24 protein-coding genes are annotated in these 20207 nt (G+C 66.2%); 14 read left to right on the forward strand and 10 right to left on the reverse strand.

Features of this window, described 5'->3' with window-relative positions; genetic code table 11:
• The first annotated feature begins 1 nt into the window (after position 1).
• The 6 genes from O0879_RS08095 to O0879_RS08120 all read left to right on the forward strand — a co-directional run bounded on the left by O0879_RS08095 (position 2) and on the right by O0879_RS08120 (position 3135).
• Complete coding sequence (locus O0879_RS08095) at positions 2 to 505, forward strand: OmpA family protein (RefSeq protein ID WP_099664550.1); 504 nt, start codon at positions 2 to 4, stop codon at positions 503 to 505.
• A gap of 38 nt (positions 506 to 543) precedes the next feature.
• Positions 544 to 1014 (forward strand): gluconokinase, encoded by a 471-nt coding sequence (locus O0879_RS08100; protein ID WP_289916164.1) that lies wholly within the window; start codon positions 544 to 546, stop codon positions 1012 to 1014.
• A 71-nt stretch (positions 1015 to 1085) separates the two neighbouring features.
• Complete coding sequence (locus tag O0879_RS08105; protein WP_092712778.1) at positions 1086 to 1403, forward strand: DUF3144 domain-containing protein; 318 nt, start codon at positions 1086 to 1088, stop codon at positions 1401 to 1403.
• Positions 1403 to 2323, forward strand: coding sequence for a fatty acid desaturase (locus O0879_RS08110; RefSeq protein ID WP_289915828.1), 921 nt, complete (start codon positions 1403 to 1405; stop codon positions 2321 to 2323). Before O0879_RS08105 ends, O0879_RS08110 begins: the two co-directional genes overlap by 1 nt.
• Before the next feature lie 75 nt (positions 2324 to 2398).
• Positions 2399 to 2794, forward strand: coding sequence for a helix-turn-helix domain-containing protein (locus O0879_RS08115; protein WP_289905543.1), 396 nt, complete (start codon positions 2399 to 2401; stop codon positions 2792 to 2794).
• On the forward strand, positions 2776 to 3135 hold the full coding sequence (locus O0879_RS08120) for a hypothetical protein (protein WP_289915829.1): 360 nt from the start codon (positions 2776 to 2778) through the stop codon (positions 3133 to 3135). The genes O0879_RS08115 and O0879_RS08120 overlap by 19 nt, the downstream gene beginning before the upstream one ends.
• 4 nt (positions 3136 to 3139) lie before the next feature.
• Here the strand turns inward: O0879_RS08120 and O0879_RS08125 are convergent, their stop codons facing one another.
• The 5 genes from O0879_RS08125 to O0879_RS08145 all read right to left on the reverse strand — a co-directional run bounded on the left by O0879_RS08125 (position 3140) and on the right by O0879_RS08145 (position 8276).
• Positions 3140 to 3679: a gamma carbonic anhydrase family protein gene (locus O0879_RS08125; protein WP_289915831.1), complete on the reverse strand. Its 540-nt coding sequence runs from the start codon at positions 3677 to 3679 to the stop codon at positions 3140 to 3142.
• A gap of 35 nt (positions 3680 to 3714) precedes the next feature.
• Positions 3715 to 4446, reverse strand: coding sequence for a CPBP family intramembrane glutamic endopeptidase (locus O0879_RS08130; RefSeq protein ID WP_289915832.1), 732 nt, complete (start codon positions 4444 to 4446; stop codon positions 3715 to 3717).
• Between the two features lie 99 nt (positions 4447 to 4545).
• On the reverse strand, positions 4546 to 5682 hold the full coding sequence (locus tag O0879_RS08135; RefSeq protein WP_289916166.1) for a benzoate/H(+) symporter BenE family transporter: 1137 nt from the start codon (positions 5680 to 5682) through the stop codon (positions 4546 to 4548).
• A gap of 177 nt (positions 5683 to 5859) precedes the next feature.
• A complete protein-coding gene (locus O0879_RS08140) occupies positions 5860 to 7329 on the reverse strand; it encodes a PLP-dependent aminotransferase family protein (RefSeq protein WP_289915834.1) in 1470 nt (489 codons plus the stop codon).
• Positions 7326 to 8276: a hypothetical protein gene (locus O0879_RS08145; RefSeq protein WP_289915836.1), complete on the reverse strand. Its 951-nt coding sequence runs from the start codon at positions 8274 to 8276 to the stop codon at positions 7326 to 7328. Before O0879_RS08145 ends, O0879_RS08140 begins: the two co-directional genes overlap by 4 nt.
• A 149-nt stretch (positions 8277 to 8425) precedes the next feature.
• On the opposite strand from O0879_RS08145, the gene O0879_RS08150 reads away from it, so the two are divergent.
• Positions 8426 to 8881 carry an META domain-containing protein gene (locus tag O0879_RS08150; RefSeq protein WP_289915838.1) on the forward strand — a complete coding sequence of 152 codons (456 nt, stop codon included), beginning with the start codon at positions 8426 to 8428 and terminating at the stop codon, positions 8879 to 8881.
• A gap of 55 nt (positions 8882 to 8936) precedes the next feature.
• Positions 8937 to 9659 (forward strand): HAD-IA family hydrolase, encoded by a 723-nt coding sequence (locus O0879_RS08155; RefSeq protein ID WP_289899006.1) that lies wholly within the window; start codon positions 8937 to 8939, stop codon positions 9657 to 9659.
• Here the strand turns inward: O0879_RS08155 and O0879_RS08160 are convergent.
• Genes O0879_RS08160 through ssuE form a run of 5 tightly spaced genes read right to left on the reverse strand, consistent with a single transcriptional unit; the run spans position 9604 to position 14089 of the window.
• Complete coding sequence (locus O0879_RS08160) at positions 9604 to 10443, reverse strand: ATP-binding cassette domain-containing protein (RefSeq protein ID WP_289915840.1); 840 nt, start codon at positions 10441 to 10443, stop codon at positions 9604 to 9606. The genes O0879_RS08155 and O0879_RS08160 overlap by 56 nt on opposite strands.
• Before the next feature lie 23 nt (positions 10444 to 10466).
• Positions 10467 to 11267: an aliphatic sulfonate ABC transporter permease SsuC gene (ssuC, locus tag O0879_RS08165; RefSeq protein WP_289905550.1), complete on the reverse strand. Its 801-nt coding sequence runs from the start codon at positions 11265 to 11267 to the stop codon at positions 10467 to 10469.
• A gap of 1 nt (position 11268) precedes the next feature.
• A complete protein-coding gene (gene ssuD, locus O0879_RS08170; RefSeq protein WP_289915843.1) occupies positions 11269 to 12429 on the reverse strand; it encodes an FMNH2-dependent alkanesulfonate monooxygenase in 1161 nt (386 codons plus the stop codon).
• Positions 12430 to 12445: 16 nt separating this feature from the next.
• Positions 12446 to 13444 carry a sulfonate ABC transporter substrate-binding protein gene (locus tag O0879_RS08175; protein WP_289915844.1) on the reverse strand — a complete coding sequence of 333 codons (999 nt, stop codon included), beginning with the start codon at positions 13442 to 13444 and terminating at the stop codon, positions 12446 to 12448.
• A 24-nt stretch (positions 13445 to 13468) separates the two neighbouring features.
• Complete coding sequence (gene ssuE / locus O0879_RS08180) at positions 13469 to 14089, reverse strand: NADPH-dependent FMN reductase (RefSeq protein ID WP_099664566.1); 621 nt, start codon at positions 14087 to 14089, stop codon at positions 13469 to 13471.
• A 254-nt stretch (positions 14090 to 14343) separates the two neighbouring features.
• Between ssuE and O0879_RS08185 the strand changes: the two genes are divergently transcribed.
• From O0879_RS08185 to O0879_RS08210, 6 genes are all read left to right on the forward strand, one after another.
• Positions 14344 to 15558: an acyl-CoA dehydrogenase family protein gene (locus tag O0879_RS08185; protein ID WP_289915846.1), complete on the forward strand. Its 1215-nt coding sequence runs from the start codon at positions 14344 to 14346 to the stop codon at positions 15556 to 15558.
• 21 nt (positions 15559 to 15579) lie between these two features.
• Positions 15580 to 16407 carry a MetQ/NlpA family ABC transporter substrate-binding protein gene (locus tag O0879_RS08190; RefSeq protein ID WP_251351163.1) on the forward strand — a complete coding sequence of 276 codons (828 nt, stop codon included), beginning with the start codon at positions 15580 to 15582 and terminating at the stop codon, positions 16405 to 16407.
• 3 nt (positions 16408 to 16410) lie between these two features.
• On the forward strand, positions 16411 to 17802 hold the full coding sequence (locus O0879_RS08195; protein WP_289915851.1) for an LLM class flavin-dependent oxidoreductase: 1392 nt from the start codon (positions 16411 to 16413) through the stop codon (positions 17800 to 17802).
• A gap of 51 nt (positions 17803 to 17853) precedes the next feature.
• Positions 17854 to 18663 (forward strand): hypothetical protein, encoded by an 810-nt coding sequence (locus O0879_RS08200; RefSeq protein ID WP_289915853.1) that lies wholly within the window; start codon positions 17854 to 17856, stop codon positions 18661 to 18663.
• A gap of 64 nt (positions 18664 to 18727) precedes the next feature.
• A complete protein-coding gene (gene bla / locus O0879_RS08205; RefSeq protein ID WP_289915856.1) occupies positions 18728 to 19633 on the forward strand; it encodes a subclass B3 metallo-beta-lactamase in 906 nt (301 codons plus the stop codon).
• Between the two features lie 85 nt (positions 19634 to 19718).
• Entirely contained in the window at positions 19719 to 20198 is a 480-nt protein-coding gene (locus tag O0879_RS08210; protein ID WP_289915858.1) for an META domain-containing protein, read from the forward strand.
• The last annotated feature ends 9 nt before the right edge of the window (positions 20199 to 20207 follow it).

Here is a 20207-nt window from a genome sequence, read left to right on the forward strand (position 1 = left end):
CATGCAATTTCTCTACAAACAATTACGCCGCGGCGTCCTCGGTCTGTTCATGCTGGGCCTGCTGGCCGCCTGCCAGAGTACGCCAGAAATCAAACCGCTGTTCAACGCCGAGCAAGTCGCCACATTGAAGGAGCAAGGCTTCAACCAGACCGACGAAGGCTGGGAACTGAGCTTTACCGACAAGCTGCTGTTCGAATTCGACGCCGCCAAGCTGACGGCACCGAGCCGCAACGCCATCCAGAAAATCAGCGCCGCCCTGCTGAAAGTGGGCATTACCCACATGCGCGTGGAAGGCCATACGGATAACGAAGGCACGGAAGCATACAACAACAAGCTGTCGCTGGCGCGCGCCAACGTGGTGGCCGACGCCATGAGCGCATCGGGCATTCCGCGCGACAACATCACCGTCAAGGGCCTGGGCATGAGCAAACCGGTCGCCTCGAACGCCAGCAAGACGGGCAAGGCGGAAAACCGCCGCGTCACCGTCATCGTTTCGGCGCCTTGACCTTGCACCTGGACGTGCCCGCCGTGCGCTGGGTCGTGATGGGCGTGTCCGGCTGCGGCAAGAGCGCCGTCGGCAGCCTGCTGGCCGAGGCCCTGCACGTGCCCTACGTGGAAGGCGACGACGTGCATTCGCCGCAAAACGTGGCCAAGATGGCGGCCGGCATCCCGCTCGACGATGCCGACCGGGCCGGCTGGCTGGCCGCCCTGCGCGAACGCATCGCCACGGCGCGCGCACAAGGCAGCGGCCTCGTCGTCTCTTGCTCGGCCCTGAAGCGGGCCTACCGCGACGTGCTGCGCGCAGGCGACCCGGCCCTGCGCTTTGTCCACCTGGACGGCCCGCGCGCCGTGCTGGAAAGCCGCTTGCAGCGCCCGGGCCACTTCATGCCCGCCAGCCTGCTCGACAGCCAGCTGGCCACCCTGCAACCGCTGCAGGCGGACGAGGCCGGCATCGTGCTCGATATCCGCCAGCCGCTGGCCGTGCTGCTCGAACAGATCCTGCAAACGCCCTGACTGGCGGCCATGCGGCTGGACAGCCCGCGGCCCCCTGTGTAGACTGGCGCGCACTTTCATGAGGGATTTCTATGAGCACACCAACGACAAAACCAGCACCGGGCCCGGAATTCTGGGAACGCGCCGACCAGGTCATCGCCCTGGCCAATGAGCAATGCATGCACAGCGGCGGCAATGAAGTGGCCACCTCGCTGCTGTACGCGGCCGCCCGCTTCAACGCCTTCCTCGTCGCCAGCAAGAGCAACGACGTGGCCAAGATGCAGGCAGAGAAGGAAGGCGCCGTGGCCTTCTTCACGGAACAGTACAAACGCATGCTGACCGACAACTTCAACGATTACATCACCAACTTCGACAAGTACACGCAACCGTCGTCGGCCCCCAAGGGCTGATGCCAACGGCCAGCCTGGACAGTCACCGCGTCCACGCCAGCCACGCTGGCGAAGTGCTGGACGGCGTGGTGCGCTACGCGCCGCTGCCATCGCTGTGGCTGGCGGCCATGCTGGCCGGCGCCGTGACTGGCGCCCTGTTTTTCTTTAGCTGGACGGGCGTGGCGCTGTTTATCGTCAGCACGGCCATCGTCCTGCTGTTCGGCCACTCGCTGGGCAGCCACCGCAAACTGATCCACGACAGCTTCGCATGCCCGCAATGGCTGGAATATGTACTCGTGTACCTGGGCGTGCTGGTGGGCCTGAGCGGCCCGCTGGGCCTGCTGCGCCAGCACGAGCTGCGCGACTATGCCCAGCGCCTGCCCGATTGCCACCCGTATCTGCGCCACGGCGCCGGCTTCTGGCGCGATGCCTGGTGGCAACTCCACTGCCGCCTCGACCTCGACCACCCGCCGCGCATCGCCATCGAGCCGCGCATCGCGCACGACCGTTTTTATCGTTTCCTGGAAAAAACCTGGATGCTGCAGCAATTGCCGTGGGCCATGCTGTTCTACGCCTGGGGCGGCTGGGGCTACGTCTGCTGGGGCGTCTGCGCGCGGGTCAGCGCCGGCGTGCTGGGCCACTGGCTGATCGGCTATTTCGCCCACAACCATGGGCAAATGCACTTCCATGTCGATGGCGCCGCCGTGCAAGGCCGGAATATCCGCCTGACGTCGCTGCTGACCATGGGCGAGTGCTGGCACAACAACCATCACGCGTATCCGGGTTCAGCCAGGCTGGGCCTGCTGCCGGGCGAATGGGACCCGGGCTGGTGGATGCTGCTGCTGTTGCGGCGCCTGGGCCTCGTCTCCGGCCTGCGCCTGCCGCACGACCTGGCGCCACGACCGGAACTGCGCCAACGGCTGCCCGCCGATAGTTATTGACCAATCGTTCACCAATGCATATAGTGTAAGCAGATACGGGACATCCCGCCCCGCCGCACGCATTGCATACGTACCATGGCCAGACCGCGCAACTTCGACGAAACGACCGTCATCGGCCAGGCTGCCGCCGTCTTTGGCAGCCTGGGCTACAACGCCGCATCGATCGATGACCTGGTCAAGGCGACCGGTTTGCTGCGCGGCAGCCTGTACAAGGCATTCGGCTCCAAGCGCCATCTGTTCGAGCGCGTGCTGGCGCAGGCGCTGCAGCCTGGCTGGCCGGCGCGGGAAGAAGCGGTCGATTTGCTGATCATCGCCTTGAAGGAACTGGCGCCCTCCGACGCCGCCATCACGGCGCTGTGCCGCGCCGCCGTGCAGGACACGGGCGCCGGGACGGCCCGCCTGCTGGGCGAACGCCTGTTAAGCCATCTGGATCAACCACCAAAGGAGACACCATGCCTGTCCTCGAATTGAACGACGATGCACTGACCATCCGCCTGGCCCTGTGGGAAAAGCTGGCCTCCTTTCACGGCAACCTGCGTATTCCCCTGCCGCATGTGCGGGGCGCCACCGACGATGACGGTTTCCGCGGCTCGGCCCTGGGCTTGCGCGCCCCGGGCACCAACCTGCCTGGCGTCATTTCGGCGGGCACCTACCACAAGGGTGGCGACCGCCAGTTTGTCTTCATGACGCGCGGCACGCAGCCGCTGGTCATCGAATTGCAGGGCGAAAAGTGGGCGCGCCTGGTACTCGGCGTGCCTGACGCGCGCGCCATGGCGGCGCGCATCAATGCGCTTGCCACGGCGCCAGCCTGATGCATCAGCCCGGCTCGCCGGCCAGGTAATTGTTCTTCACGCGCACATAGTGCTCGGCCGAATAGCGCAGGTAGGCGATCTCGGCCTCGGTCAGCGCGCGCACCTTGGCGGCGGGACGGCCCACGTACAAATGGCCGCTTTCCAGCACCTTGCCCGGCGACACCAGGCTGCCCGCGCCCAGCATCACGTGTTTTTCCACCACCACGTCATCCATGACGATGCTGCCCATGCCGATCAGGCATTCGTCGCCGATAGTGCAGCCATGCAAGATCACGGAATGGCCGATGGTGACGTACTTGCCGATGGTCAACGGTGAACCTTCGGGCTTGGCCGCATTCCTGTGCGACACGTGACCCATGGAAAAGTCCTGGATATTGCTGCCTTCGCCGATGACGATGCGGTTGACGTCGCCGCGCAGCACGCTGTTGCACCAGATGGAACAGTCGTCGCCGATCTGCACGTCGCCAATCACTTGCGCCGTATCATGCAGGTAGACGCGCTCGCCCAGCACGGGACGGGTATTCAGGTAAGAGCTTACAGGCATTGTCTTCTCGTTTCTTTAATATTAAACAACAGGATTCACACCCAGCCGGCGGCCAGCGCAAAAATCGCCAGCCCATGCGCGAGGGATGCGCCCAGCAAGCCGGCACGGCAATATACCAGCCCCGCCACCACGCCTTCGATCACGGTGAACACGAGGATGGGCGCGCCCACCTGCGTGACGGTGGTGGCGAGAAAGGCGTGGCACAGGCCAAACAGCAGACCCGACACCAGCGCCGCGCGCCAGGCCGGCAGCCAGGCGCGCAATTGCTGCTGCAGCAAGCCGCGAAACAGCAATTCCTCATAGCAGTTGGCTGCCAGCGCAAAGCCCAGCAGCAAGGGCAGCGCGGATGGCGCGACGGGCGCCAGGGACGGCAAGCCGGACAAGGCTTTCAAGCCCGTCGCCAGCGCAATGATCAGTATGGCGCCCGCCACGCCCAGCAACACGGACAGGGCTGGCCGCGTGCCCAGCCAGCGGATCTGGCGGCGCGCCTCGCTTTCCAGCCAGCAAGTACTCGCCACCAGGGCCAGCGACATGGCCCCCAGCGCCAGCAAGACCAGCGGCGGCGCCGTGAAACGCAAGCCGCCCGCCACCACTTGCCAATAGCCATGCGCCGTCATCGCGTCGCGCGCCAGCACGAAAAACAGGATGTGCACGAGCACGCGCAACAGCGGCACCGTCCGGGGCACGGCCAGCAGCAAGGCGGCGCAGACGAGGAAGGCGGGCGTGATCGCCAGCAGATACTGCGCCAGGGAAGTGATCTCGGGCATCGTTCAATCGTTCAATCGTTCGATAGTGCCAACGGGCACGGGCGCAGCAATTGTATGCGGCGGCCGGCAACATGGGCAAGCTGCCCGGCTATGCCGCCGTCATGCCGCCTTGCGCCAGCCATGCATCAGCGCATGCGCCGCCAGCCCGGCCGCCAGCCCCCACAGGGCGCCCCCCACGCCCAGCAGGGTCACGTTTGCGGCCGTCGCCAGGAAGGTGATCAGCGCCGTTTCGCGCATGCGCACGTCCGCCATCGCCTGCGCCAGGCTGTTGCCGATGGCGCCCAGCAAGGCCAGGCCCGCCAGCGCCGTGATGAAGGGGCGCGGCAAGACCATGAACAGGCTGGCCAGGGTGACGCCGAAGATGCCCACCAGAATGTACAGCACGCCGCACGCCAGGCCCGCCACATAGCGCTTCGACGGGTCAGCATGCGCATCCTTGCCCGTGCAGATGGCGGCCGTGATGGCGGCCACGTTGAAGGCGTGCGCGCCGAACGGCGCCATGAGCAGCGAACCGAGCCCCGTCACCGTCAAAATGGGATTGGCGCTGACCTGGTAACCGTCATTGCGCAGCACCAGCATGCCGGGCATGTATTGCCCCGTCAGGGTGATCAGGAACAGGGGCAGCGCCACGCCCAGCAGCGACGCCACGGAAAAGCGCGGCATCTCGAACACGGGCGCGGCCAGGGCCAGTGCTATGCCTTGCGTATCGATGCGCCCCTGCGCCAGCAACAGGACCAGGCCGATCAGCATGATGCCCACCACGGCAAAGCGCGCCGTGAAACGGCGCAGCACGGCGTACGACAGCAGCAATACCGCCACCAGCAGCGGATCGGCGCTGGCGCCGCCGAACGCGTTCACGCCGAATTGCAGCAGGATTCCGGCCAGCAAGCCGGCGGCGATGCCGCCCGGTATCAGGCGCACCAGGCGCTCGAAGGCGCCCGACATGCCCAGCAAGATGAAGGCGATGGCGGACACGATATAGGCGCCGATCACCTCGGCATACGGCGTATGCGGCATGACGGTGGCCAAAAAGGCCACGCCGGGCGTGGACCAGGCCGTGATGATGGGTGCGCGGTAGCGGTAGCTGAGCCAGATGCCCGTCACGCCCACGCCGATGCTCAGCGACCAGACCCAGGACGCCGTCTGCGCTGCGCTGAGCTGGGCCAGCTGGGCCGCCTGGAATACCAGCACGAAGGTGCCGCCATAGTTGACGAGGACGGAGATGAAGGCCGCCATGGCGGGGGACGCCAGGTCGCGCCAGCGCGCCCGTGCCGTGTTGTCGATCGACGCCGATGATGTGGAACTGGTCTGCATGCGTGTGCCCTTGCCTGAGGTTCAAAAGGGGCATCTTAACGGCCGCATGGACTGCTCAGGCAGGCCACTTTACGCACGCACAACAGACCACTTGAGCGTTCACCCCAGCGCGCGGGCCAGGCGGACGATGCCGCTGTCGATCTCGTGCGGCGTGAGCGCGGCAAAGCCCAGCAGCCAGCCGCCCCGCTCCGGCGGCCTCGCGTACAGCCGGCTCAGGCCCGGCAGCACGATGCCCGCCTGCGCCGCCAGGCGTATCGTTTCCAGCTCGTCCCTGCCCCCGTGCAGCAGACACGGCATCTGCAAGCCGCCCGGCGGCAGCTGCGCCGCGACCACGTGCGGCAAATGCCGCTGCACGGCCTGCGCCATCGCATCGCGGCGCACGGCGTAGACCTTGCGCATGGCGCGCACATGGGCCGCGAAATGGCCGTCGGCGATGAAACGGGCCAGTGTCAGCTGGTCCAGCTGCGGCGTATGCCCGTCGAGGATGCTGCGCGCATACGTCATCGGCTTGACCAGCGCGGGCGGCAGCACCATGTAGCCGAGGCGTAGCCCCGGATACAGCGACTTGGCAAAGGTGCCCAGGTAAATCGTGCGCTGCTGCGTGTCGAGCCCCTGCACGCAAGCCGTCGGCAAGCCCGCGTAATGAAACTGGCTGTCGTAATCGTCCTCGACGATCCAGCCCTGGCGCGCGGCGGCCCAGGCAGTCAGGGCCAGGCGGCGCTCAAGCGCCAGGGTGGCGCCCGTCGGGTATTGATGCGAGGGCGTGACGTAAATCGTGTTGGCCCCGCTGCGGTCCGCGCGCAGGTGCTCGATGGACAAGCCATGCGCATCGACAGGCACGGGCACGACCCGCAATTGCGCCATCTCGAACGCCTTGCGCGCGCCGAAATAGCCGGGGTCTTCCATCAGGATGGGGCCGTGCGCGTCGGCCAGCACTTGCGCGCACAGGTACAGGGCCTGGCGCGTGCTGCTCAGCACAAGCACCTGGTCCGCCGTGGCCCGCGCACCCCGCTCCAGGTTCACATAGTCGGCGATGGCCTGGCGCAAAGGCCCGGCCCCTTGCGGGTCGCCGTGCAGCAGCACATGGTGTTCGCCGGCGGCCTGGCGCCGCAAGCGCTCCCACACGTCGAGCGGAAAGGCCCGCGTTTCCGGCAAGCCCGTGGCGAATGCCTTCACGCTCTGCTGGTCGGCCACGCCGCCGCTGGCGAGAATCTGCGCGCCGCGCGCGCTGAGGGCCACCGGCTGCGCGGACAAGGGCGGCAACGCAGTCGCTGGCTTGCCCAGCAAGCTCGCGCCTATCGTCGGCGAGACAAAACTGCCCGATCCCGCCTGCCGCCGCACATAACCATCGAGGCGCAGCTGCGCATACGCCATTTCCACCGTCTCGCGCGACACGCCCAGCGACTGCGCCAGCGCGCGCGTGGCCGGCAGGCGCAGGCCGGGCGCCAGTACGCCGTCGAGTATCAACTGGCGCAGCGCGCGCTGCACCCGCACGCGCAAGTCGAGCGCCGCCAGTTCAGGCGCGGCGATGCGGATTTTCAGGGTGTCGAGTTCGAACTGCGGCGTCATAGGGCCTTGGCGCGGGCCGCATCCACGGCGGCCATGCTGCTGGCCAGCGAAAACCCATGCTGCTGCAGCACCGCCACCAGCTGCTCGCCGGCGCAGCCCAAACGCAGGTTTTCCGCCACCCAGTCTTGCCAGGCGGCGCCGATCTCCGGCATGGGTTCTTCTTCCAGCGTGAGACCGAGTATGCAGCTGGCCAGCAAGCCGTTGATGCGCTTCGTGTCGATCAGGTGCTGCACCACCGCATGGCCCGACTGGGGATACGGGTGCAGGGTGCAGCGGCCGAAGGCGGCCAGGCGCTGCGCGTGCATGGCGTCGAGGTTCACCGATTCGCTGGCACTGGCGCCCGCATTGGCGACGTCGGGCCGGGCCACGTCAGGCCGCGTGCCGAACACCAGGTGCAGCTGCGTATCGGCCGTCGCCCTGGCGCGGCACAGGGCGGCCAGGTCGTAGTAGCCAGACGGCGGCGGGTCTTGCGCCAGCGACTCCATCACGGGCAGCCAGCGCAGCTCGTGGTACAGGCGCGCCTGCTGCACGTCCAGAAAAGACAAGGGTCCGAAGGCAACGATCTGCCGCGCCTCGAGCAGCAAGCCATACATGACGGCTGCGTACGCGCCCATGGACTGGCCGACGGTGCTGACCTGGCCGGGCGCGATGCGGCGCACCAGCTCGCGCAGGGCTTGCGCCGTTTCATCCACATGATTGCCCAGGCCCGCGATGCGGCGGTGGTACCAGGCGTTGCCCGAATCGCGCACGAGGATCTTGTTCAGGTGCTGGCCGCTGGCCTGCTCCAGCTTGCGCAGGCGCCCGTAAAAATCGAAGGCGGGACGCGTTGTCCACGAAACAAAACCGAAAGCGATCACCAGCGGCGCGCCCGGCACGATGCGGTCGACCAGCACGTCGTCGGCACTGGTGGCGACCAGTCGATTATCCAGCGCTTGCGCTTGCAGCATCGGCCCGGCTCCCCGATCAAGGTTGAAACAGCAGAAAGCATGAGTGTAATGCCAGTACTGGCAAAATGGAAACATTCGCCGCTGCGGTACGCGGACCGGTGCGAAAAATCTGCTAGTGTGCAGGCATTTCCCCCTCACAGGAGCGCCCCATGCTGCATCGCCTCACATACCTGTCCCTCGCCGCCGCCATCGCCATGGCCGGCGGCTGCGCCGCCACGTCCGACAGCGCCAAGCCGGACACCGGCCTGACGCCCAGCTACAGCCTGACGAATACCTACTGGAAGCTGACGGAACTCGATGGCGCCCCGGTGACGATGGCGCCGCAGCAGGAGCGCGAAGTGCGCATCACCCTCACCGACGATGGCAAGGTCCATGGTTTCACGGGCTGCAACCAGGTCATGGGCGGCTACACGCTGGCCGGCACTGCCCTGCGCTTCACGCAGCTGGCCGGCACGCGCATGGCCTGCCCGCCGCCCCTGATGCAGCTGGAAAGCACCGTGCTGGCCAACTTGAACAGCGTGACGGGTTACCGTTTCGATGGCGAGTACCTGATCCTGCTCAAGGATGGCTCACCCGTGGCCAGGTTTGAATCGGTCTACCTGTGAAATAAAAATCGACTGCCGTTACAATGGCTTCCAGTCCATCATCCGGAAGGAAGCCATGTCCGCACTGCCCTCGCCGTCTTCATCCCCGACACCATCGGCCGCCGGCCGCTACCGGGCTTTTCTTTTTGACATGGACGGCACCGTCATCAATTCCATCGCCGCCGCAGAACGCATCTGGGGCACCTGGGCGCAGCGCCAGGGCCTCGACGTGGCAGCCTTCCTGCCCACCATCCACGGCGCGCGCTCGGTCGACACCATCGCCAAACTGCGCTTGCCCGGCGTCGACGCGCAGCGCGAATCGCAGGGCATCACGGACGCCGAAATCATCGATGTGGAAGGAATTATTGAAATCGCGGGCGCGTTGCGCTTTTTGCAATCGCTGCCGCCCGCGCAATGGGCCATCGTCACGTCGGCGCCGCGCGCGCTGGCCACGGCCCGCCTGAAGGCGGCCGGCATGCCGATACCCGCCATCATGGTGACGGCGGAAGACGTCAAGGCGGGCAAACCCCGGCCCGATTGCTATTTGCTGGCGGCGGAAAAACTGGGCGTGGCGCCCTCCGATTGCCTGGTGTTCGAAGATGCCTCCGTCGGCATCGAGGCGGGCGAAGCGGCTGGAGCAAAGGTCATCGTCGTCACCGCCACGCATGCGCATCCGCTGGCCACGCGCCACCCGGCCATCGACAATTATGAAGCCATCGTCGCGACGCTCGACAGCGACGGCTTCATCGTGCTGGCGCAGTTATCTGACCCTGCGGTTGCAGCACGCGCGACAAGATAGCCTGTTCCAGCGCGGCGAACGCCGCATGGCCGCGCTGGCGCGGGCGCGGCAAGTCCACCGGCACGTCCATGGTGACCTGTCCATCCTCGATCAGCAGCACCCGGTCGGCCAGGGCCACGGCTTCGGCCACGTCATGCGTCACCAGCACGGCCGTGAAACCGCGCGCCAGCCACAGCGACTCGATCAGCTGCTGCATCTCGATGCGCGTGAGGGCGTCGAGCGCGCCCAGGGGTTCGTCGAGCAGCAGCAGTTGCGGCTCGTGCACGAGCGCGCGCGCCAGCGCCACGCGCTGTTTCTGCCCGCCCGACAGCGCTGACGGCCAGTCGTCCGCCCGCTCGGCCAGGCCCACCGTCCACAGCGAGGCGGCCGCCGCGCCGACGGAACGGGGCAAGCCCAGGGCCACGTTGTCGAGCACCGTCTTCCACGGCAGCAGCCGCGATTCCTGGAACATGATGCGGATATCGGGCGCGCCCACGCCGCTGCCGATGGCGATTTGGCCTTCATCGACGCTTTCCAGGCCCGCGATCGAGCGCAGCAAGGTGCTCTTGCCGCAGCCGCTGCGTCCCACGATGGCGACAAATTCGCCCGCTTCCAGTTGCAGGTCGACGTTTTTCAGGACCGGACGTTCGCCATAGGCCTTGCTCAATTGCGTCAAGGCCAGCGGCACGCCACGGCGCGCCAGGGGAGCCTGCAGGGCGGCCTTGGCCTGCGGTGCGCTGGCCGGGTCGTACTGCACGAAGTGCGACAGGAAATCCGTTTCGATCTGGATGGGGGCGAGCAGCATGGTGTTCTTTCCTCATTTCGTCACTATCGGTAGGCGGGATTCCAGCGCAGGCAGTGGCGTTCCAGCCGGCGCGAGAACAAATCGGCCAGCTTGCCCAGCAAGGCGTACAGCAAAATCCCCACCAGCACCACGTCCGTTTGCAGGAATTCGCGGGCATTCATGGTCATGTAGCCGATGCCGGCCTGCGCCGAAATGGTTTCGGCGACGATCAGCAGCACCCACACGAGACCGAGCGAAAAACGCACGCCGACCAGGATCGACGGCATGGCGGCCGGCAGGATCACGTCGCGGTACAGGGGCCAGCCCGACAGGCCATAGCTTTTCGCCATTTCGATCAAGCCCTGGTCCGCCGAGCGGATGCCGTGGAAGGTGTTCAGGTAGACGGGAAAGAAGACGCCGACGGCCAGCAGGAACAGTTTCGCCGTCTCGTCGATGCCGAACCACAGGATCACCAGCGGGATCAGGGCCAGGGCCGGGATGTTGCGCACCATTTGCAGGGTAGTGTCGAGCAGGGTTTCCGCGTGGCGGAAGCTGCCCGTCAAGAGTCCCAGCAGCAGGCCCAGTCCCGCGCCGACGGTGAAACCGACCGTGGCGCGCCACAAGCTCGTTTTCAGGTGCAGCCACAATTCGCCCGATACGGCCAGGTGCCAGAAGGCTTTCGCCACGGCCCACGGCTCGGGCAGGATGCGGCTCGACAGCCAGCCCCACTGCGCCGCCAGTTGCCAGGCCAGCAGCAGCGCCACGGGCAAGGCCCACGGCGCCAGCGCATTGCGCCACGGCGTGCCGGGCAGACGCTTGGTGGTGAAAGTGGGGCCGGCGCCCATCTCAGGCCGCCTTTTTCTGCGGCGCGGCCGGCACGATATTGCTGGCCATGACTTCGCCGAAGGGCCCCGTCAGTGACTGCTCACCCACGGCCTTGCCCTTGCCCAGCAACGGGAACACCAGTTCGGCGAAGCGGTACGATTCTTCCAGGTGCGGATAGCCGGAGAAAATAAAGGTGTCTATGCCCAGGTCCGCATATTCCTGCATGCGCGCCACGACCGTCGGGCCATCGCCCACCAGGGCCGTACCCGCGCCGCCGCGCACCAGGCCCACGCCGGCCCACAGGTTGGGCGACACTTCGAGCTTGTCGCGCCGCCCGCCATGCAGGGCAGCCATCCGTTGCTGGCCCACGGAATCCATCTTGCCGAACGCCGCCTGCGCCTTGGCAATGATGTCGTCGTCCAGGTGGCTGATCAGTTCATCGGCCGCGCGCCAGGCCGCCTCGTTGGTTTCGCGCACGATCACGTGCAGACGGATGCCGAAGCGCACCGTGCGTCCCCGCTTGGAGGCGCGCGCGCGGATGTCCGCGATTTTCTCGGCGACCGCGGCAGGCGGCTCGCCCCACGTCAGGTACACGTCCATCTGCTCGGCCGCCAGTTCATGCGCCGGCTCCGACGAGCCGCCGAAGTACAGCGGCGGATATGGTTTCTGCACGGGCGGATACAGGGTTTTCGCGCCCTTCACCTGGATATGCTTGCCCTCGAAATCGTAGCCGGCCGCGCCGCCCTCGCCCGCCAGGGTGGCGCGCCACACCTTGATGAATTCATCGGAGATTTCATAGCGCTTGGCGTGGTCGGCAAACAGGCCGTCCGCTTCCAGTTCTCCCTGGTCGCCGCCCGTGACGACATTGATCAGCAGGCGCCCGTTCGACAGGCGGTCGAACGTGGACGCCATGCGCACGGCCAGGCCGGGCGTGGACAGGCCGGGACGGATGGCCACGAGGAATTTCAGCTTTTGCGTCACGCTGATCAAGGACGAAGCCACCACCCACGCATCTTCGCAGGAGCGGCCCGTCGGCAGCAACACGCCGTCGTAGCCGAGCGTGTCGGCGGCCACGGCCACCTGGCGCAGATAATCGGCATCGACGGGACGCGCGCCCTGTGACGTGCCCAGGTAGCGGCTGTCGCCGTGGGTAGGGATGAACCAGAAGACATTCAATGACATGGTGTGTATTCCTTGATTATTTGGTGCTGGTGGCCAGCTGGCGCGCCGGCAGCAGCGCGTCCTTGACGATGATCGGTTTCGGGATCAGCTTCAGGCTGGAAAACGCATCGGCCACCCTTTGCTGCGACGCGATGACGTCGACCGACACGGGTTTGACGCCATACGCATAGCGCGAGGCGGCCAGCGCCACGACATCCTTGCCCAGCCCCGTCTGCGCCGACAAAATCGTCGCCACTTCTTCCGGGTTGTTGCGGCCCCAGTCATCGACCTTGGCCACTTCATCGAGCACGATGCGCAGGATTTCCGGGTTTTTCTCGGCATACGTGCGCGAGGCGAGATAGAACTGGTAATTCGCCACCAAGCCCTTGCCATCGGCCAGCACGCGGGCGCCCAGCTGCTTTTCCGCGGCCGCCAGGAACGGGTCCCAGATGACCCAGGCATCCACGCTGCCCCGCTCGAAGGCGGCGCGCGCATCGGCCGGCGGCAGGAATACGGGCTGGATATCGGCGTAGGCGACGCCGGCCTTTTCCAGCGCCTTCAATAACAGGTAATGCACGTTCGAGCCCTTGTTCAGGGCGATTTTCTTGCCCTTCAAGTCGGCCAGGGTGCGCAGGCCGGAACCCTTGGGCACGACGATGGCTTCGCTGGCGGGCGACGCCGGCTCATTGCCGACGTACACCAGATTGGCGCCGGCCGCCTGGGCAAAGATCGGCGGCGCTTCGCCCACCGTACCGAAATCGATGCTGCCCACGTTCAAGCCTTCCAGCAGCACGGGACCGGCCGGGAACTCCGTCCACTTCACGCCCACGCCCTGCTCGGCCAGGCGTTTTTCCAGGGTGCCGCGCCCCTTGAGCAGGGTCAATGTGCCGTATTTCTGGTAGCCGATGCGCACCTCGCCCTTGGCTTGCGCCTGCGCCGCGACCGGCATGCCGGCCGCCATCACGCCGGCGACGGCAGAAAACAGCAAACCCAGGGTGGTACGGCGCGAGAGTCGTTGTGCGTGGCGGTGTGTCATGGCAGTTCCTTGGTCGGTGAATAATCAGGCGGCTTGATACTGGGGCGCGTAAGGCTGGTCTTGCAGCGAACGCACGGGGACAGAAATATCGGCGGGTGCGGGCGGGCGCTGTCCCTGCAGCACGAACAGGCCGGTGGAGAGTTCCTCGATGCCCGCCTGCACGCGCTCTGCAATCGGCGCATCCAGGCTCAGGCCCCGTTCTTCGTGCCACGCCAGCTGCTGCGCATTCGCGTAGATGCTGGTGAAGACTTGCTTGGCGCCCAGCGCATGCAGCACGGGGCGCAGCGCGTAGTCGAGCGCCAGGGTGTGGGCATGGCCGCCGCCCGTGGCCAGCGGCAGCACCAGCTTGCCGGCCAGGCCATCTTGCGGCAGCAGGTCGAGGAAGGCTTTCAGCAACCCTGTATACGACGCCTTGTAGATGGGCGTGGCGATCACGATGGCGTCGGCGTCGGCCACGGCGCGCACGGCGCGGGCAATCGCCGCATCGTCGTAGTCGGCCAGCAGCAAGGCGCGCGCCGGCAGGTCGCGCACATGCAGCTTGGCGTAGCTGTGGCCCTGCAGCGCCAGCTGTTCGCCGATATGCAGCAGCAGGCGGCTGGAACTCGAGGGGAGTTGCGGGCTACCGCCCAATAACAAGATGCTCATGTGATGCCCGTCCCTGTAGGTTGTCGAAAGTGGAGTTGCTCGGATGCTTGCAGCCTATCGCCATCAGCAGTCCGGCAAAACGAATGCTTTCGCGCTTCGATATGCGTTTTTCGACTATCCGGGCCTGACGCCCCGCAAGCGGAGGCGCCGGCTTCCGCGCGGCTTTTTTCGCATATCCATGCGCGGTTTTCTTCGTGTACGGCGCACGCCTGGCGGTGCAATATCGGCGTCATCGTCTTTCTGGAATGTCACTCATGTCTAGCGTTTTTCTCCATGCCGCCCGTCCCCAGCCGCCTGTGCCGGAACCCCTGCAGGACGCCATCAGCATCGCAACAAAGCTGGCCGCGCGCCTGGCCGAAACGGCCAATGCCCGCGACCAGGCCGGCGGGCACGCGGCGCAGGAACGCGAATGGCTGCGCGAGTCGGGTCTGCTGACTTTGTCGATCCCCGTGGAATTCGGCGGTCAGGGCGCGTCCTGGCCCCTCGTGTACCAGGTGATCCGCATCCTGGCGCGGGCCGACAGCGCGCTGGCGCATGTCTTCGGCTTCCACCATCTGCAGCTGGCCGGCCTGCAGCTGTATGGCAGCGCGCAGCAACAGCGCCGCCTGCTCACCTTGACCGTCGACGAGCGCCTGTTCTGGGGCAATGCCTTGAATCCCCTCGACAAACGGGTCACCGCGGCCGACAGCGACGACGGTTTTACCCTCGACGGCATCAAGAGCTTTTCTTCCGGTTCCGTGGGCTCGGACTGGCTGACCGTCTCGGCCTGGCACGCGCCCACACAGACGGCGCTGATCGCCGCCCTGCCCACGCGCCAGGATGGCGTGACCGTGCAGGCGGATTGGGACGCCTTCGGCCAACGCCAGACGGACAGCGGCAATGTGCATTTCCAGGCGGTGGCCCTGCCGCGCGAACTGGTGCTGCAGGCGCCCGCGCAGGCCGCCACGCCGCAAGCCACCGTGCGCTCGCAAATCGCCCAGCTGATCATGGCGAACCTGTACCTTGGCATCGCCGAAGGCGCATTCGAGGCGGCGCGCCGCTACACGGACGAACAGGCGAAAGCCTGGTTTGCCTCGGGCGTGGCCAAGGCAACGGACGACCCTCTGGTACAGCACCGCTATGGCCAGCTGTGGCTCTTGCTGCGCCCCGCGCAGGTGCTGGCCGACGCGGCGGCGCAGGAACTGGAAAAAGTGTTCCGCAAGGGCGCGCTGGTGACGGCGCGCGAACGGGGCTTGCTGGCCGTCGCTGTGGCCGAAGCCAAGTGCCTGGCGCACAAGGCGGGACTGGAGATCAGCAGCCAGATGTTCGAACTGACGGGCGCCCGCTCCACCTCGGCCCAATACGGCTTCGACCGCTACTGGCGCAACGTGCGCGTGCACACCTTGCACGACCCCATCGACTACAAGCTGCGCGACTTGGGACGCTTTGCCTTGAATGGCACCGTGCCCGAGCCGACGGCGTATTCCTGATTCACCCACCAAGGAGCCACCATGACCATCGCCCGCCGCAGCATCCTCCTCACCGCCCTGACCCTGGCACTGGCCAGCAGCTTCGTCCACGCCAAGGACCCGAAAGACATCACCATCGGCACCAGCGCCGGGCCGTATGCGGACCAGATCAAGCTGGGTATCAAGCCTATCCTGGAAAAGCAGGGCTACAAGGTCAAACTGGTGGAATTCAACGACTATATCCAGCCGAACTTCGCGCTGGCCGAGGGTTCGCTGGACGCCAACGTCTTCCAGCACATCGTCTACCTGAAGAAATTCGCGCTGGAACACAAACTGGCCCTGACGGACCTGATCACAATACCCACGGCGCCGATCGCCATCTACAGCAAGAAGCACAAGACCCTGGACGACGTGAAGGAAGGCACGACGGTGGGCTTGCCGAACGATCCGACCAACCAGGCGCGCGCGCTGGTGCTGCTCGACCAGCTGGGGTGGATCAAGCTGCGCGCCAGCTTCGACCCCGTGCGCGCATCGGAAAAGGATATCGCCGTCAACACGAAGAAAATCAAGCTGCTGCCGCTGGAAGCGGCACAACTGCCACGCTCGCTGGGCGACACCGATTACTCCTTCATCAACGGCAATTACGCGCTGGCGTCGGGGCTGAAGCTGACGGATGCGCTGGTGGCCGAGAAAATCTCGCCCAACTACATCAACCTGGTGGCCATCCGCACGGCCGACAAGGACAAGCAGTTCGCGAAAGACCTGGCGGCCGCCTACCGCTCACGCGAATTCCTCGACATCACGAACAAGCACTTTGCCGGCTACTCGAAACCCGATTACCAGCAAGCCTTGCAGACGGCGGCCAAATAAGCCATGGCCAAGTCGATACGCTTCAACGCCTTCCAGATGAATACCGTCGGCCACCAGTCGCCGGGGCTGTGGACGCATGCGCGCGACCGCAGCCACCGCTATACCGATCCCGAACACTGGACGGAACTGGCGCAACTGCTGGAAGCGGGCCTGTTCGACGCGGTTTTCCTCGCCGACGTGCTGGGCGTGTATGACGTGTACCGGGGCAGCCTCGATGCGGCCCTGGAACACGGCGTGCAGGTGCCGCTGAACGACCCGCTGGCGCTCGTGCCCATCATGGCGCAGGCCACCACGCACCTGGGTTTCGGCGTCACCTGCGCCCTCACCTACGAGCACCCGTACACGTTCGCGCGCCGCATTTCCACCCTCGATCACCTGACGAAAGGGCGCATCGGCTGGAATATCGTCACCGGCTATCTCGATAGCGCGGCGCGCAACCTGGGCTTGAGCCAGCAGCTGGGCCACGACGAGCGCTACGACCTGGCCGACGAATACCTGGACGTCGTCTACAAGCTGTGGGAAAAGAGCTGGGACGACGACGCCGTCGTCAACGACAAGGCGCGCGGCATCTATGCCGATCCGGCCCGCGTGCATCCGATCAACCATGCCGGGCGCCACTACCAGGTGCCCGGCATCCATTTGTGCGAGCCGTCGCCGCAGCGCACGCCGCTGCTGTACCAGGCGGGCACCTCGCCGCGCGGCACGCGCTTCGCGGCGCGCCATGCGGAAGCGACCTTCGTCAGTGGCCCCAGCAAGACGGTCGTCAAGCGTTACGCGGACGACTTGCGCGCCGCAGTGCGGCAAAGCGGGCGCGATGGCGACGCATTGCTGATCTACGCGCAGGCGCTGGTCATCACGGGCGCCACGGAAGAGGAAGCGCGCGCCAAGCATGCCGATTACCTGCGCCACGTGAATATCGAGGCGGCCCTCGTGCTGCTGTCCGGCTGGACGGGCGTCGATTTCAGCCGCTACCCGCTTGACGCCACCATCGAGTACATCGATTCTCCGGCCGGCCGCTCGGCGCTGGCTTCGTTCAGCCAGGCCGACCCGGACCGCCGCTGGACGGTGCGCGAAGCAGCCGAATACATCGGCCTGGGCGGACGCGGCCCAGTCATCGTCGGCGACGCGCGCCAGGTGGCCGACCGGCTGGAAAGCTGGCTCGATGAAACGGGCATCGACGGTTTCAATCTCGCCTTCGCCGTCGCCCACGACAGCATGGCCGACGTGGTGCAATACATCGTGCCGGAACTGCAGCGGCGCGGCCGCTACCGTACCCATTACGAGGAAGGCAGCTTGCGCCACAAGGTCTTCGGCCAGGGCCCGCGCCTGCCCGCCGATCACGCGGGCCGTCAGGTCAGCATCGCGCCAGAAGGGGTGGCGCTGGCGGTGGCCTGACGGCGCCAGTGACAAGCGTTGACTATCATGTTAGCTTGTCATGTTAAAAACATGACAAGCGACGACGTGGACCTCCTTTCTTTTCGCGGCAAGCGCTCTTCGACTTTGCTCTTCGCCATCCTGGCCGCCTGCCACGCGGCAGCGCAAGCGGACGTGCCAGTGGAAGCGCCGGCGGAAACCGGCCAATCGATCCACATCAACAGCATCCGCAACCCGGAACTGAAATCGTACCGCGTGATGGCGGCCGGCCTCGATGCCTTCGACGAATACCATGCGCTGGCGCCCCGGGCGCGCGAAGTGCGCTTCAAGCTGGTCGCGGGCAGCCGCGCGCCGGCGGACGCCATGCAGGACCTGGCCTTGCGCATCGCCGGCAACGAAACCTCGATTGCGCTGCCCCTGGCCGCCGACGGCAGTTTCACGCTGCCGCGCAGCGCGCAGGCCGACAGCGAAGACGCGGACCTGGTCACCAACAAGAAAAAGGGCAATTACCGCTGGCAGCCGTCCATTCACAGCGACGGCGTGCCGGCCGGCATGCGCCGCCTGGGCGACCTGCGCCTGCAATGCCAGGTGACGATTGCCATCGCCAAGAAAGAGATACCGTTCTGGGTACGCACCCTGGTCGGCACCCTGCTGCGCACCACCGACTGGTGCTCCGCCGAGCAGCTCAAGTTGGGCACCCGCAGCGATGTGCCTCTCGCCAGCGCCACCCTGCTCGATGGCGAGCGCCGCATCGCCCTGAAGGTGGAAAAGGAAGGCCGCTCCTTCCTGTCGCCCATCGGCGATACCCGCTATGCGGACGATACCCTGATCGAACTGGTCTACCAGCAGGATGCCGCCGGTACGCCGTCCGCCGCCCCTTAGCGTTTGCGTCCAGCCCCGTTCCATGTCAGCATATGCCACCCTGGCACCACGGATAAGGATCGCAATGCCCCCCACTCTTACGCGCGCGCTGGCACTGGCGCTGCTGGCAGGCCATGGCTCCCTGGCATCGGCGCAGGCGCCAGTCACGCCGCCGACGCCTGGCTGCGACGTCTGCGCCACCTGGAATGCGGACCAGGCGCCGTTCCGCATCTTCGGCAATACCTATTATGTGGGCGTCAAAGGCCTCAGTTCCGTGCTCGTGACGTCGCCGCAGGGCCACGTGCTGATCGACGGCGGCTTGCCGGAATCGGCGCCCAAGATCATCGCCAATATCGGCACGCTGGGTTTTCGCATCGAGGACGTCAAGCTGATCCTCAATTCGCACGGCCATATCGACCATGCGGGCGGCCTGGCCGAACTGCAGCGGCGCAGCAATGCGCTGGTGGCCGCCAGCCCGTCGGCGGCGCTGGACCTGGCGTCGGGTGAAGTGGGGCCGGACGACCCGCAATACCACGCGCTGCCCAAGTACCCGCCCGTGAAGGACATGCGCCTGGCGCGCGACGGCGGCCAGTTCAATGTCGGTCCCGTCAAACTGACGGCGCACGCCACGCCGGGCCACACGCCCGGAGGCTTGAGCTGGACGTGGCAATCGTGCGACGGCCCCCGCTGCCTGAACATGGTGTATGCGGACAGCCTCAACGCCGTCTCGCGTCCCGGCTTCAAGTTCAGCGCCAGCAGCGAGTATCCGAACGCGGTGGCGGACTTGCGCCGCAGCTTCGAGACCCTGGAAAAACTGCCTTGCGACGTGCTGATCTCCGCGCATCCGGAGGCTGCACAGTTGTGGGAGCGGCTGGAGGCGAGCGCCACGGCCGGCAGCGACGCCTTTGTCGACCCGCAAGCCTGCCGCGCCTATGTGGCGGCGGCGCGCACCGTGCTCGACTCCCGGCTGGAACAGGAAGAGCAGCAGTGAGATTGCCAATGAGCTTGTCAACCGTGCACGCTGGCGCAGCGCCGATCTGCTACGCTGGCGCCATTCATTTAAAGAAGGAACCGCCATGTTCAAACTCGCCAGCCTGATACCCCTCGCCGCCATCGTCGCCATCACCGCCGGCTGCGCGCAAACACCGGTGCGCAGCGACGCTGCCGCCGCCGCGCCAGGCGCCACCTCGCCAGCCAAGCCGGCGCCCAAGCTGACGGGCACGCAGTGGAAGCTGAAGGAATTGAAGGGCAAACAAGTGGTGCGCAAGGCGCCCGAGCAGCGCGAAGTGACCCTGCTGCTGGCTGAAGGCCGCGCCAGCGGCAACAGCGGCTGCAACCAGATGATGGGCGGCTACACCAGCGATGGCGTCAGCACCTTGAACTTTGGACAGCTGGCAGGCACCATGATGATGTGCCAGCCGCAGGACATGGACCTGGAACGCCTGCTGCTGACCACCCTGGGCGAAGTCAATGGCTACCGCTACGCCGACCAGGAATTGCTGCTGCTGAAGGATGGCGTGCCCGTGGCGCGCTATGAAGCGCTGACGGTAAAGTAAGGTCATCAC

It is taken from the genome of Janthinobacterium sp. SUN120, from assembly GCF_030397735.1.
Lineage (GTDB): Bacteria > Pseudomonadota > Gammaproteobacteria > Burkholderiales > Burkholderiaceae_D > Janthinobacterium > Janthinobacterium kumbetense.